This is a genomic window from Paraglaciecola sp. (assembly GCF_039943935.1).
In the GTDB taxonomy this organism is placed as follows: Bacteria; Pseudomonadota; Gammaproteobacteria; order Enterobacterales; family Alteromonadaceae; genus Paraglaciecola.
Genome location: NZ_JBDUZQ010000011.1, coordinates 1 through 14,475 on the forward strand (window position 1 = coordinate 1; position 14,475 = coordinate 14,475).

Annotated in this window: 14 protein-coding genes; 6 read left to right on the plus strand and 8 right to left on the minus strand. The window is 37.4% G+C overall.

Annotated elements, in window-relative coordinates; all coding sequences use genetic code 11:
- Positions 1-286: 286 nt before the first annotated feature.
- Complete coding sequence (locus ABJD71_RS06960; protein ID WP_348166581.1) at positions 287-841, plus strand: gamma carbonic anhydrase family protein; 555 nt, start codon at positions 287-289, stop codon at positions 839-841.
- A 42-nt stretch (positions 842-883) separates the two neighbouring features.
- On the opposite strand, the gene aroE is transcribed toward ABJD71_RS06960, so the two are convergent.
- The 8 genes from aroE to ABJD71_RS07000 form a co-directional block, all read right to left on the minus strand.
- Complete coding sequence (gene aroE, locus ABJD71_RS06965; RefSeq protein ID WP_348166584.1) at positions 884-1,708, minus strand: shikimate dehydrogenase; 825 nt, start codon at positions 1,706-1,708, stop codon at positions 884-886.
- Positions 1,705-2,625, minus strand: coding sequence for an oxygen-dependent coproporphyrinogen oxidase (gene hemF, locus ABJD71_RS06970; protein ID WP_348166587.1), 921 nt, complete (start codon positions 2,623-2,625; stop codon positions 1,705-1,707). The genes aroE and hemF overlap by 4 nt, the downstream gene beginning before the upstream one ends.
- On the minus strand, positions 2,626-3,186 hold the full coding sequence (locus tag ABJD71_RS06975) for a Sua5/YciO/YrdC/YwlC family protein (RefSeq protein WP_348166591.1): 561 nt from the start codon (positions 3,184-3,186) through the stop codon (positions 2,626-2,628).
- Between the two features lie 33 nt (positions 3,187-3,219).
- Positions 3,220-5,631, minus strand: coding sequence for a DUF748 domain-containing protein (locus tag ABJD71_RS06980; RefSeq protein WP_348166594.1), 2,412 nt, complete (start codon positions 5,629-5,631; stop codon positions 3,220-3,222).
- 70 nt (positions 5,632-5,701) lie between these two features.
- Positions 5,702-6,262 (minus strand): topoisomerase DNA-binding C4 zinc finger domain-containing protein, encoded by a 561-nt coding sequence (locus ABJD71_RS06985; RefSeq protein ID WP_348166596.1) that lies wholly within the window; start codon positions 6,260-6,262, stop codon positions 5,702-5,704.
- A gap of 24 nt (positions 6,263-6,286) precedes the next feature.
- A complete protein-coding gene (locus ABJD71_RS06990; RefSeq protein WP_348166599.1) occupies positions 6,287-6,763 on the minus strand; it encodes a DUF494 family protein in 477 nt (158 codons plus the stop codon).
- A gap of 1 nt (position 6,764) precedes the next feature.
- A complete protein-coding gene (gene dprA, locus ABJD71_RS06995) occupies positions 6,765-7,913 on the minus strand; it encodes a DNA-processing protein DprA (RefSeq protein ID WP_348166602.1) in 1,149 nt (382 codons plus the stop codon).
- 12 nt (positions 7,914-7,925) lie between these two features.
- Positions 7,926-9,002: a LysM domain-containing protein gene (locus tag ABJD71_RS07000; protein WP_348166605.1), complete on the minus strand. Its 1,077-nt coding sequence runs from the start codon at positions 9,000-9,002 to the stop codon at positions 7,926-7,928.
- 213 nt (positions 9,003-9,215) lie between these two features.
- Between ABJD71_RS07000 and def the strand changes: the two genes are divergently transcribed.
- The 5 genes from def to ABJD71_RS07025 all read left to right on the plus strand — a co-directional run bounded on the left by def (position 9,216) and on the right by ABJD71_RS07025 (position 14,460).
- A complete protein-coding gene (gene def, locus ABJD71_RS07005; protein ID WP_348166608.1) occupies positions 9,216-9,725 on the plus strand; it encodes a peptide deformylase in 510 nt (169 codons plus the stop codon).
- A gap of 7 nt (positions 9,726-9,732) precedes the next feature.
- On the plus strand, positions 9,733-10,683 hold the full coding sequence (gene fmt / locus ABJD71_RS07010) for a methionyl-tRNA formyltransferase (protein ID WP_348166611.1): 951 nt from the start codon (positions 9,733-9,735) through the stop codon (positions 10,681-10,683).
- Positions 10,684-10,708: 25 nt separating this feature from the next.
- Positions 10,709-12,046 (plus strand): 16S rRNA (cytosine(967)-C(5))-methyltransferase RsmB, encoded by a 1,338-nt coding sequence (gene rsmB, locus ABJD71_RS07015; protein WP_348166614.1) that lies wholly within the window; start codon positions 10,709-10,711, stop codon positions 12,044-12,046.
- A gap of 79 nt (positions 12,047-12,125) precedes the next feature.
- Positions 12,126-13,505 carry a Trk system potassium transporter TrkA gene (trkA, locus tag ABJD71_RS07020; protein ID WP_348166617.1) on the plus strand — a complete coding sequence of 460 codons (1,380 nt, stop codon included), beginning with the start codon at positions 12,126-12,128 and terminating at the stop codon, positions 13,503-13,505.
- A gap of 124 nt (positions 13,506-13,629) precedes the next feature.
- Complete coding sequence (locus ABJD71_RS07025) at positions 13,630-14,460, plus strand: CsgG/HfaB family protein (protein ID WP_348166620.1); 831 nt, start codon at positions 13,630-13,632, stop codon at positions 14,458-14,460.
- Positions 14,461-14,475 lie beyond the last annotated feature (15 nt).

Below are 14,475 nucleotides of genomic sequence, written 5' to 3' on the forward strand. Positions count from 1 at the left end.
TATAAATCAAAACTCGCCGCATCCCGCTTCAAATATACAACTTAAGTACATGCAACAAACTAAGAAATCTTAATCTATTACCGAAGACCTAAGTTGTATTAACCGGTCTCCCTTGAAGCGAGGGCGCATTATAGAGACAACGCATTCCTATGCAACACTTTATTTCATTTATTTTATTGTTCGCTCAAAAACCACTCAAAACGTCTAGTAATAGTGCAAATTGATTAGAATTTAGTTCGGTATTCTTTGTTATCATTGCATCCTTAAACTTACTGAGGATTTAGTTATGGCAATACGAGCCTATAAAAACATAACTCCAACTATTGGAGAAAATACTTATATAGATGAATCATCAGTCGTAGTTGGGGAAGTGATATGTGCTAATGACGTAAGTATCTGGCCATTAGTAGCAGCAAGGGGCGATGTTAACTATATAAAAATTGGAGCTAGAACCAACATACAAGACGGTACAGTTTTACATGTTAGTCGTGTTAGTAAAGCTAACCCAAATGGTTTTCCATTGATAATAGGAGAAGACGTAACAATTGGACATAAATGCATGTTACATGGCTGCATTTTAGGTGACCGTATTTTAGTTGGCATGGGTGCAATCATCATGGATGGTGTTGTAGTAGAAAATGATGTTTTTATAGGAGCTGGAACCTTAGTTCCGCCAAACAAAACACTAAAGAGTGGATTTTTGTATAAAGGCAACCCTATGCAGCAGGCTAGACTGTTAAAAGAATCAGAAACTGAATTTTTAAAACAGTCAGCATATAACTATGTGCAGCTTAAAAATGAGTATTTAGATGACTTGAAGCCATTGCAACCAACGAGATGAGTTAGGACATTACTTATTCACCTAACTCACTAACATGTTAAATTACATAGCGTCTCTTAATGCTTTAATTACTGGCTCCACATCGGGGTGAACACCTTTCCATAAATAAAAGCTTTCAGCAGCTTGACCAACTAACATTCCTAACCCGTCAAATGTGTTACTTACACCTAAATTCTTAGCATGCTCCATTAAGATAGTAGGTTTGTTACTGTAACTCATATCGTAAACTGTAGCACTTTGGCTAATTAAACTATCTGCTATAGGCGGTAATTCACCCGTTAAGCTAGTGGTGGTAGAATTTATAATTAAGTCGAATGGCTGCTCCATACCATTTAACTCATCAAAACCAATACCAGTAAAATTTTCTTGGGGGATCAATGATGCTAATAACCTAGCTTTTGATGCTGTTCGGTTTGCAACAACGAATAAAGAAGGCTGTAAATTTAAAATAGACTGTAGGACCCCTCTAGCAGCCCCACCAGCCCCAAGTAATAAAACTCTAGCATCTTTTATTTTTACTCCTAAACGAAGTAGATCTTGCACTAAACCAGGACCGTCTGTGGTGTCACCTAGATAACTTCCATTCTCTTTACGAATGACAGTATTTACTGCACCTGCCAACTTAGCTTCTGGCGAGAGCTCATTAACCCATTGAGCAACTTGCTCCTTAAAAGGTGATGTAACATTACAACCTTTAGATTGTACATTTTGAAAAAAGAGTTCTAATATTTCTACAAAATCCTTTGGGGTTGCAAAGGTTTTGTCATACACAATATTCATATCAAACTGCTTGGCGAACATAGCATGAATTATAGGAGACTTACTTTGTGCTATTGGGTTACCAAAAACCGTATATTTGTCAATCAAGACAGCCACTCCTGGGGTTTTAGATAATTGTCATACAATTCAGCTTCTTTACTCCCCTCTTGAGGTTTGTAGTCATACTCCCACCTTGCCAATGGTGGCATTGACATTAAAATGGATTCGGTTCTTCCACCAGTCTGAAGTCCAAATAAGGTACCTCTGTCATACACTAAATTAAACTCTACATAACGGCCGCGGCGATAAAGTTGAAACGCTCTTTCTTTTGGCGTGAATACTTCGTCTTTTCTTTTTTCAACAATAGGAACATAAGCATCTAAAAATCCATTACCAACGGCTTGCATAAACTTAAAGCTCTTATCAAAGCCTAATGAATTTAAATCATCAAAAAACAATCCACCAACTCCGCGAGTTTCATCACGGTGCTTTAAATAAAAATAGTCATCACACCACTTCTTATATTTAGGGTAAACGTCTTCACCATAAGGTAAACAAAGTTTGTTTGCTACTTCATGCCAATGTTGTACATCTTCTAAATAAGGATAAAAAGGCGTTAAATCAAAACCTCCACCAAACCACCACACTGGCTCCTCACCTTCTTTTTCTGCTATAAAAAATCTAACATTAGCATGGGTAGTCGGTACGTAAGGGTTATGAGGGTGAATAACTAGAGATACTCCCATTGCCTGAAAGCTTCGACCAGAAAGTTCGGGCCTTGCTGCAGTTGCTGAAGCTGGTAACTCACCACCAAATACATGAGAAAAGTTTACTCCGCCCTGCTCTATCACATGACCATTTGTTAAGACTCGTGTTCGACCACCACCGCCAAGCTCCCGTTCCCAACTATCTTCAGTGAAAGACCCTTTTCCATCTGCTAACTCTAGGGTCTGGCAGATATTGTCTTGTAACTTCAATAAGTAATGCTTAACTTTTTCAATATTCGAAGTATGTTCAGTTGTCATCTATTTGTCTCTAATAATTTTTCCGGTCATCCCATGACGTATTTGACTGGGCATTTTGTTTCCGCCCAGCTCACCTTCAACTAATAAAGGAGGTTCATTAAATTGTTTGTTTAACTGTTCAGCGTTTAGAGCTGGCTTAGCACCAGCGACATTAGCACTGGACGAAACCAGAGGCTTGTTAAATAGTTCGCATAATTGACCTACAACAAGATGTTGAGACACTCTAACTGCAATAAAATCACTATCACCGGTAATCCATTTAGGGGCTTGCTTAGAAGCGGGTAACAACCAAGTTATAGCAGCTGGCCAACTAGAAAATATTTCTGTACGCATATCCATAGGAATACGAGCATCATCTATGTAGGGCAATAGTTGAGAATACGTTTTTGCAACTAAAATCAAACCTTTTTCCACTGGCCGTTTTTTGATTTTTAATAACTGAATAACGGCTTCTTCATTATCAGGATCACACCCTAAACCTAGAACACCTTCTGTAGGATAAGCAATGATCCCCCCATTTACCAAAGTATCTAAAATTAGGTCTGAATCTTTAATAATCACGTAATTTACTCACACTGCTCACCTATAGCTTTCTTAGTCAGTTTTCAATTCAATTCTAGGCTGCCCATTATCTGATGTATCAAGCTCCGGAGCACAATACAAAATACGTGAAGACTTAATACCTTGTTCTATGAGGTAAGCTTTTAAATTAGACTGACGCTTATCACCTAAAACCTTTATCTCTGACTTTAATTCAGTAGTCATGGGAGTACCTTGCTCAATAGCTAAATCGTGATAGTTAGAAACAGAGCAGGTTTTAAGTTGTAGCTCGGGTTTGTCTTGCATTAGCAACACCAGCTCTGACAAATATTGTTGATTTTCATCAGTCAAAGAAACCACCCCAGTACCAAACAACAAGGGTTCAAACTTAACTTTTAATAAATATTCAGCGCCAGATAAAGCAACCGAAACAACAGATGCATAAGGAACAAATGTTGTCATTAAATAATCTTTAGCTTGTGACATTGCTGCCTTTTTCAATACTAGTCCGATGAAGCTTTCAACACCAAATGATGGTGAAGCAACATCTCCTCGCAGTGGAACTGTCAGTTCTATATTGTCTTGATCATCTTTTAACAATCCCAATGCAATATTTAATGGCATAGCCTTGCCTTCTTTAATCGTACCTTGCTCAACCTCGTCAGCACTGGCCATTTCGATCCCACGCATAAATATAGTGGTATCTCCTGCAATCTGGTCATCTATGACTTCTACATCAAGTTTTAAATCTAATTGACCACTTTTCATTTCAAAGCCTAGAGTATCTTTCATATATGGAGATACAGAAGGCAAAGATAACTCATTGACATTACTAAGTAGACTAGCATTTAAAGTATCACCGAAAGGGGAAACAAAACCACTAGCATCGATCTTTAGGTAGTTTTGATCTTTAGCCTTCAATTCAAATGGGCTTTGTAAGTGTGTATCTAGACTATTAAGCGGGCCAATTTGAAGAGTTTCAATAGTAATTTTCTGATCATAGGTTGGTGATACACTGCTATCACTTATGAAAATGTAAGCATCATCTTCAAAAGTTAACTTATTTAAGACAATGCCAACACTTGATGCCTTATCATTAGAAATAATCTCTGGATCAATTTCATCCAAAACATCTTCTGATGAAACTTCAAGTTCAGGTGCATCTAAACCGCTCATATCCAGCATACTAGCAATCGTTTTATCTGAATTAATATTGATGTGGGTTATCAGTCCGTTTACTTTTATGGTGTTAATCGATAAAAGGTTTTCAGCAAAGGAGACATCTTGAATACCAATATTTTTTGTACTTAACATTGAAGCTAGAGATTCGGATGTTAAATCTTGCGATAGATTTAAAAGCTCAAAATTTAATGTTGGCATTAATACATTAGGCTTCATATCTATCATATTAATTTCACTAGAAAAATCAATTCCCCCCCAGTTTGCTAAGCTGTTGTCTAGGGTTACAAGACCAATATTGCCCTTACTAAATTCTCCAGTAAGCTTAAAAGAAAGTTCACTTAGTTCACCCTGTGACGTAGTTACAATAAATAGGTCGTTCAATTCGATCTCTTCTCGATCACCAGCAACTATCCAAGGAGTATAATTCAATAGAAGAGACTCTAATGTAATGGTAGCTTTATCAGAGTTAATATTGACTCTATTGTCTTTTAGCACCAGCATAGGGTTTGCATGAACAGATAAAAACCCAGAGGATTCAATTCCAATATCTGGCATGATAGGACTAATTTCGCTTAAATCTAACTTAGTTAAAGATAATATTGAATCGATTTCGCCATTTCCTTCACTCATAGAAACTGTAGATTCGAGAAGCAAAGGAGCACCATTTATTTTGGCTTTAACCCGCAAAGCCACATCTTGTTCTACTTGATTTACAACCACGTCCTTTAAAGTGAAATCATCTAAAGTTAGATTCTGTTTATTACCATCGATATCAGCTAAAACCGAAAAATCTGCAATATTTAAGTATGGAATAACTAGAGTAAAATCTGGGGGGCTAGACTCTATATCTTTAGATTCTGTAGTCTGTTCTTCAATTGAATTGTTAAATAAGTTTATTCCAGCGACCAATATACTCTCTTCTGCTTTTTGTACACTTAATGCAGTGTTTTTGAGCTTGAATTTAGAAATGTATATTTGTTTTAATGCCAACCTATGCAAATGAACGCTTACTTCGAGACGCTCTATCGTTAATACCTCTTGTTTGATTTTATCCAGCAAACTAAGGTCACTAATAATTAACGTAGATATAAAAGGATTAAAACGAACAGAACTATTACTATCGAGTGAAAGACCTAATTCTTTAAGTGGCTCTTTTACAAAATAACGAACCATATATGGAGATGCGAGCCATATAAACACATAAATTACCACTATTAGCAGTAATAGGTATTTTGCAGTATTTTTCATAATTAAGAAAATAGGCTTAGATTTAGAAGAGGTCATTTAAAATTATCTATAAAATATACAGTTCTTAGATTGCAATTATCTACAACCTAAATTCTGAGTTATAAAGTTAAGGCTTAGGTATTTTACACTGGCAATGTTTCTGAGGACAGACCAAATCAATCTCTGTCCCAGACTTTTTCTGCTGCATGATAGGCCAAGCACATTCAGGACATTGATGTTCAACGGGTGGTAAGTTTAAAGCATATTTACATTTTGGGTAATTATCACAAGCATAAAAAGACTTTCCAAATTTATTTGTCCGCTTAGTGAGACGCCCTCTGGAGCAAACAGGACAAGCCACGTTTGTTTCTTGTGCGCTTTTATTTGATTCTATATAATGGCAAGTTGGAAAGTCACTGCATCCAATAAACAGGCCATATCTTCCTTTTTTAATAACTAACTCATTACTACATAATGGGCAAGAAGACCCTTCAATTACCTTTATTTCGGCATTTTCATATTCATGTAGAGGTTTCGAAAAATCACACTTTGGATATTGAGTACAACCTATAAAAGCACCAGACTTTCCGCGCCTAAGACCTAACTTAGAAGAACATTTTGGGCAAGGACCAAAGGCCTGCTCCGCCCCTTCTTGCACTGAAAATAACGAGTGATCAATCTTAGACATATAATTTTAATCACTCATTTACAATTAGTGAAGTGGTCCTTCTGGCTCTTCAAATAACAAATCTTCCATCTGGGCGTAGGCGTTTTCTTTACCTGGTACGTTAAACAATACCATGAGCACAACCCATTTCATGTCTTCTAAACAAAACTCTTTAGATTCAATTTCCATTACTCTGTCAATTACCATTTCTCTGGTAGTGGAATCGACTACATTAATCTGCTCTAAGAAAAGCAAAAATCCTCTACATTCTATATCTAAACGCATCTCTTCTTCTTGCGTATAAATACGGGTGACAAACGAGGTAGGCCCTTTGACTAAATATGGATTAATATCTGTTTCTTGTAGTGCAGCTAGTTTTTCTAGCCAAGACAAAGCTTTGTATATTTCATCATGATGAAATCCAGCCCTGATTAGCTCATCAGTTAATTCATCTTGATCAACACGGATCTCTGTTTCATTATGAATGAAGTTTTCAAACAGATACATGAGGATATCGAACATATTATTTTTCCCCCAACTTAATGTAACCCCCAGGAACAGAGGTAACTAAACCGCGTAACTCTAACTCTAATAATTTTGACATCACCTCAGTGACCTCAATGTTTGAACGCTGAGCTACTATATCTAGTGGCGTCACTTCAAAATCTACACTATCTAACAATTTGTCAGATGCCAAGCTTTGAGATGATTTATTTTGTAATTTATCATTATTTACACCGCTTAATGACTGATTAATTTTAGGAAATTCTTCCAGTATATCTTCAATGCAAGTCACTAGTTTAGCGCCTTCTTGAATAAGAAGGTGACACCCAGCAGAAAGAGGATTGTGAATATTTCCAGGAATTGCTAGTACCTCCCTATTTTGCTCTAAAGCATACCTTGCCGTTATTAATGACCCACTTTTAATTGCAGCCTCAACAACTAACACACCATAAGACAGACCACTTATTATTCGGTTTCTACGGGGAAAGTTCTCAGGTCGACTTGGAGAGAGTGGTGCAAATTCTGAAACAATTACACCATCATGCTCAAGTATTTGCTCTGCGAGTTTTATATGCCTACGAGGATACATTTTATCAATAGCAGTGCCTAATACTGCTATAGTAGAGCGCTTTTTCGTTAATGCGCCTTGATGAGATAAACCATCAATTCCCATAGCTAAACCACTCGTTACCACCCAACCTGATTCACTTAATAAGTGAGCGAAACGTTTAGCGCTTTCTTTTCCTTGATGTGTAGGGTTTCGACTGCCAACCATAGCTATTTGATGACTAGATAACAAATCGCAGCAACCGTAACCAAATAGGACAGGAGGAGCACTGGCAATCTGTTTGAGTAGGTATGGGTATTTCGAATGAGCGTGGTGAATCAAAAAGCGTTGTTCTTTATCATATAACCACTGCAAACTAGTATCGATTAGTTGCCTATTAGGTGTTGTGATGACAGATATCTGTTGTTGGTTAAAACCAAAACCATCAAGCGTTTTCGTAGAGGAAGTTAAAAGTTCTTCCAAATTGATTTCAAATTTTGAGTTTAACTTTAACCAACGGCTAACACCAAACCTTGGAATTTGACTTAATATTAGCCAATTAATTAAAGCTTGTTCATTGTTATCTGTAACAATAGTTTCACGAGCAACGTCCTGTTGCATAAGCACTCCTTATTATGGCTTTGCGACTATCATCCCTTTTTTAATAACTTTAGCTGACTTTGTAATAAGTGCATAACTTGCCTTTTCAAAGGTTTTAAAAACGATAACTTCACCCACTTTAAATGCTGGTTGATTAATTTCGTCGCCAATATTAAATGCACTTTTAATAGCCGCTGTTTCGCCTTCATATTTGGGCTGTGGACCATCTATAATGTTGGGCCCTTGAGTATATATACCCATGATAGTTCCAGGCGTTACATTTCCACTTCCCAAGTCTAAGACAACAACATTATATTTGCCTAATAAGTTATGCTGTTCTAAATCATCGATAATGAAGCCAGTTTGATCAGTTGCTGAAGTTAACAAAATGTCATCAGGGACGCTCCTATCATCCGGAATAACTTTATCGGCTCGTTTTACCTCTAATTTTGCATCTACTATTCTAATTAGACTTTGCTTATCAAGGTCAGAATCAATTAATTTTGCTTCAGCAACGTGACGGACTTGTAACCCTAAAAAGTTGCCATCCATGTCATATAATTCATTTTGTTTTCTAACTATCTGTAGGTTTTCATTTTTACGTCTTGATGCTTTACTTAACACCACACTATCAGTGGCATATCTAACGGCTCCATCACTATTCCCTAAGACATAGGGGTAGCGCTCATAAGCTTCTTTCGACATTACAGATTCATTTTCAACATAAGGTCGAATTACTGACCATGGTAAGGCTGGTATAGGATCAATAAACTTACTGGTTTTTTTACCTTCTGGTGATAACTTAATCTCTAGTTTTGGTTCATCTCTCACAACTTCTAAAACTATTTCACCAGCAGCATTCTTTACTAAACGTAGTTCATCACCAGGGTATATTAAGTGGGGGTTAGTAATATGAGTATTTGTTCGCCATAATTCTGGCCACAACCAAGGTTTATCCAAATACATATTTGATATATCCCAAAGAGTATCTCCTTTTTTCACAACATATACTTCTGGTGCACTTTCTTTAACCATTATCGTGTCTGCAAAACACAAAGCAGGAAGGAACACTAAAAAAGCGAGAAACCTACATATTTTTTTACTTATCATTCTTATATCCACCCTAAAGCAGTCACTGTTATGTTTTGGATCCATTTAAGCTAGAATAGCTTAGGATGAATACGAATAAATAGTAGATTCTATTTAATCGTATAGTAAATAATACACACACCAATGTTAACTTATGCAACTTAGCGTAAAGTTTGGATTGGTTAAATTAGTTCCTGAGTCTTTTATGAAGACTGATTATAGTTGAAAAATATAATGGCAATATTAGAAGTATTACGTTTTCCAGATGAGAGGCTACGAACTGTAGCCAAGAAAGTAGACACAATTGATAAAGAACTTACGGCTCTAGTTGAAGATATGTTCGATACAATGCGTGATGAAAATGGTATAGGGCTTGCTGCATCGCAGATTAATGTACATAAGCAAGTAGTAGTGATGGACGTTTCTGAAAACCAAGATGAACCCTTAGTGTTTATTAATCCTGAAATTACACGCAAAGAAGGCAAGACAATTAGTGAAGAAGGTTGCCTATCTGTTCCCAATAACTTCGCAAAAGTAGAACGAGCGGAAACGATAACCGTAACCGCTCAAGACAAGTCTGGTAAACAATTCACTCTAGATGCAGACGGACTTTTAGCTATATGTATACAACATGAGTTAGATCACCTTATGGGTAAGTTGTTTGTTGATTATTTATCCCCCCTGAAAAGACAAAGAATTAAAACAAAACTTGAAAAAGAAGCTAGGCTCGCAGCAAAAGGCTAACTAAGAATTGAATACTCCATTGAATATTATTTTTGCAGGTACTCCTGAGTTTGCAGCGCTCCACCTTCAAGCGCTGATTGATTCAGAACACAATATAGTTGCCGTATACAGTCAACCCGATCGACCAGCTGGACGAGGGAAAAAACTTCAAGCAAGTGCAGTAAAGCAATTAGCCTTAAAGCACAACATAGACGTTTATCAACCGGGCTCTCTAAAAACTGCAGAATCACAAACTGAACTAGCCGAGTTAAATGCAGATATAATGATAGTCGTCGCATACGGATTAATTCTGCCAAAATTGATACTTGAAACACCAAAACTTGGCTGCCTAAATGTTCATGGATCGCTTCTACCAAAATGGCGAGGAGCCGCTCCAATTCAGCGTTCTTTATGGGCAGGTGATACTGAAACAGGTGTCACAATTATGAAAATGGATGAAGGGCTTGATACTGGCCCCATGTTACTCAAACAAGCTTTAACGATTGAAGCCACAGATACAAGTGCCAGTTTGTATGAAAAACTATCCGTAGTTGGGCCTAGAGCACTGTTAGATACTTTATCTCAACTAAAAAGCTTACTGCCAACAGAACAAGACAACAAACTAGCAACCCATGCTAGAAAATTATCCAAAGAAGAAGCAAGAGTTGATTGGTGCATACCTGCCTCTCAACTAGAGCGCAATATCAGGGCATTTAACCCTTGGCCTATGGCTTTTTTTAGTGTGCAAGATACGAATATCAAAATACACAAGGCAGAGGTAGTTGCTACTCCTAACGAAAAATTGAATAGCCCTCCAGGTGAAATTTTACAAATAGGCAAAGACGGCATTTTAATCTCAACAACAGAAAACTCACTATTACTCACTCAGCTTCAACCGCCAGGTAAGAAACCCATGTCTGCAGCGGATCTTTTAAACGGCAGAGCAGAATGGTTCAAAGAAGGCACAATCCTACAATGAGTAAGATCAAGCAACACGACTCTTTATGAAAACCAAAAACAACAAGTCACGTAATAAGTCATATTCAGTAAACCTTAGAGCGGAGGCTGCAAAAGTACTGTTCCAGATTTTGGAGGAAGGTAAATCAGCGCGAGAATGTTTACCTGCAATTCAAGATCACCTGAAAGAGCAGGATAAAGCTTGGTTACAAGAGATGGTTTACGGCGTTTTGCGAAACCTCCCAATATTACAATTTTGGTTAAGAAAATTATTAGATAAGCCACTAAAAAACCGCTTCAAAATTGTAGAGCATGTGGTCATGCTAGGCTTTTATCAGCTTGCTTTTAGCAGAGTTAGCCAACATGCGGCAGTATCTGAAACTGTCGCAGCATGCCAAGCTTTAAATACAATTGCCATGAAAGGCTTAGTGAACGCTATTTTACGAACTTTTTTACGAGAAAATATATTTGAAGAGTCAGCACCAAATGAACAAATCGCATCAGGCCTTCCTAAATGGTTATTTAAGAAATTACAATTAGAGTATCAAGCAGAACTGTCTAATGTTGTAAAAAACATGCAATTAAAAGCCCCTATTTGGCTTAGGGTAAACCCAATTCAAATATCAGCTGAACAATATAAAACTAAATTGCACCAAGAAAATATCGAATATCAAACTTCAGACCAACACACCAATGGAATAATATTAGCCAAAGGGCGCGATGTCACAAGCTTACCAGGCTTTCACGAAGGATGGTTTTCAGTTCAGGATGGAGCAGCGCAACTAGCTGCTGCTTATTTACAACCTAAAGCCGGAGAGCATATTTTAGATTGCTGCGCTGCACCGGGGGGTAAAACCTGTCATATTTTAGAATTACAACCCGAAATAACCTCTCTATATGCATTAGAAGTAGATCAAACTCGAGCTAGGCGCATTGAAGAGAATTTAGAGCGGTTAAAGCACAAGGCTAACATTATAATTGGTGATGCAAGTGACCCTAGTCGCTGGTGGGATAACAAACAATTTGATCGAATACTGCTTGATGCCCCCTGCTCTGCTACCGGAATTATAAGGCGCCATCCAGATGTAAAATGGCTACGTAAAGCAGCAGATATCGGCGTACTAGTTGAGTTACAAAAACAAATACTAGATGCAATATGGCTAACATTGAAGCCTGGCGGCACCCTGCTCTATGCGACTTGCTCCATTCTCCCAGAAGAAAACCACCAACAAATCAGTCAATTTTTGTCACGCACACACAATGCACGTTTAGATGAAAGTTTTTGTCATGATTCAGTTAATAAGCCTGGTCAGCAAATTCTACCTGGAGAGCAACAAATGGATGGTTTCTATTATGCCAGACTGGTAAAGTCTGCAGCTAATTGACAGTATGTTGTCGACTTAGTGTAACGTTAAGTCTGCTTAGATAAAAATTAATAACAGGGTTTGAAGACCAAGAACAATCATGAAAATAATTATCTTAGGCGCGGGGCAAGTTGGCGCAACATTAGCTGAAAATTTAGTAGGTGAAAAAAATGAAATTACAGTTATTGACTCTGATATTGAAACCCTCAGACAACTTCAAGATAGGTTAGACCTACAAGTAGTTTCAGGCATGGGTTCACATCCCGATGTTCTGAAAAAGGCCGGCGCTGAAGATGCTGACATGTTAATTGCTGTTACCAATAGTGACGAAAGCAATATGATGGCATGTCAGGTGGCATATAGTCTGTTCAAAACACCCACAAAAATAGCTCGTGTCCGCTCTGAACAATACATTATTTATCAAGAACAATTATTTAAGCATCAGGATGTACCGGTCGATCATCTAATTGCACCTGAACAATTAGTAACCCGAGCAATCAAACGCCTAATTGATTATCCCGGTGCATTGCAAGTTGTTGAGTTTGCAGAAGGCAAAGCCAGCTTAGTTGCGGTTAAAGCTTATTATGGTGGTTTATTAGTTGGATATGCTCTTTCAACCCTAAAAGAGCATATACCCAATGTTGATACTCGAGTAGCAGCTATTTATAGGCGAGGCAAGCCTATTCGCCCTCTCGGCACGACAATTATAGAGGCAGACGACGAAGTATTCTTCATCGCAGCGACAAAACATATACGAGCTGTCATGAGTGAACTACAGAAACTCGAATCAAGTTACAAACGTATTATGATTGCTGGTGGAGGATTAATAGGTGCGGGGCTTGCTAAATTACTAGAACATAATCATAACGTTAAATTGATAGAATATAGTCCTGAACGAGCTAAATATTTGTCAGCCCACCTAGATAAAACAATTGTTTTCTCAGGGGATGCATCAGATCACGAATTATTAACCGAAGAAAATGTTGAACAAGTAGACGCCTTTATTGCTGTCACAAATGATGATGAAGCTAACATTATGTCAGCGATGTTAGCAAAGCGACTTGGTGCGCAAAAGGCAATGGTATTAATTCAACGAGGTGCTTATGTAGATTTAGTTCAGGGTGGTGAAATTGACATAGCCTTCTCACCTCAACAAGCAACTATTTCAGCACTTCTTACTCACATTAGACGAGGAGATATAGTTAACGTTTACTCTCTAAGACGCGGTGCAGCAGAAGCTATTGAAGCTATTGCCCACGGAGATAAAAACACGTCTAAAGTAGTAGGTAAAAAAATCCGTGATATAAACCTACCACCAGGCACAACAATAGGTGCGATAGTTCGAAGCGATGAAGTTATCATTGCTCATAGCAACACAATTATAGAAGCAAATGATCACGTAATTTTATTTTTAGTCGATAAAAAATTCATAAGTCATGTAGAGAAACTTTTTCAGCCAAGCGCTTTCTTTTTTGGCTAAAGCTCAATTACTAGAACAATAAACAACCAATACAATTCCTTTTAAAATACGTTTCCAATTTAATTGAGGTATGTTATTTTTTGATTTAAGAACAAAAAACAACCAATTCTAGTAAATTTAAATTATGGCTTATTTTAAGTTAGTACCTCGTTACAGTCTTAGTATTCCTCTATTTTCTCTCGCATTATTTCTACTATCAACAAGCTATAGCGCTGAATCTAACCCTAGAGTTGCGGTTATCGACTTTGATCGTTCAGGTATTAAATACACCTATTTAAGCCAAGAAATGGCAAACTTAATCTCCAATCAACTAGTTAACTATTCTCAATTCGTGGTTGTCGAAAGAGCAAGATTAAAAAATATTCTAAATGAAATTAAATTAAGCTCGAGTGGCCTAGTGGATTCGAATCAAATAGTTCAAATAGGTAATTTAACTGGGGCGGAATACCTGTTAACTGGAAAAATTCTAAATGCTAATGTAGACCGAAGATCATTCTCTGGATACGGCGTAAAAACCATTAAGGAAACCTATCAATTAGGCATTAGCATCCGTATCGTAGAAACCCAAACTGGAAACATCGTATTTTCAGACAGTCAGCAAGCTCAACAAACCTTGCAAGATACCCAAAATCAAGTAAGTAAGAATCGTGTTTTCATTCAATTAGCAGAACAGCTAAGCAGCACTTTTGTAGAGAATATAAATAGAAATAATAAACTCAACGCCAATCAGAAATCATTACCCTCCTCTATATCGGTGCAAGTTCAATCTGTTCCTAGTGAAGCAGACGTAGAAGTTGATGGCGTCTTTTACGGCAATGCTGGCGATACCCTTTCTCTCCCTTCAGGTATGCATACTGTGAAAATAAGTTTGCCTGGTTATGTTCCATGGGAGAAAAAAGTATTGCTCCGTGAAAACTTATCCATAAAAGCAAAATTACGTAAATCTGCTGAGTAAAAAATTGGAACTAAT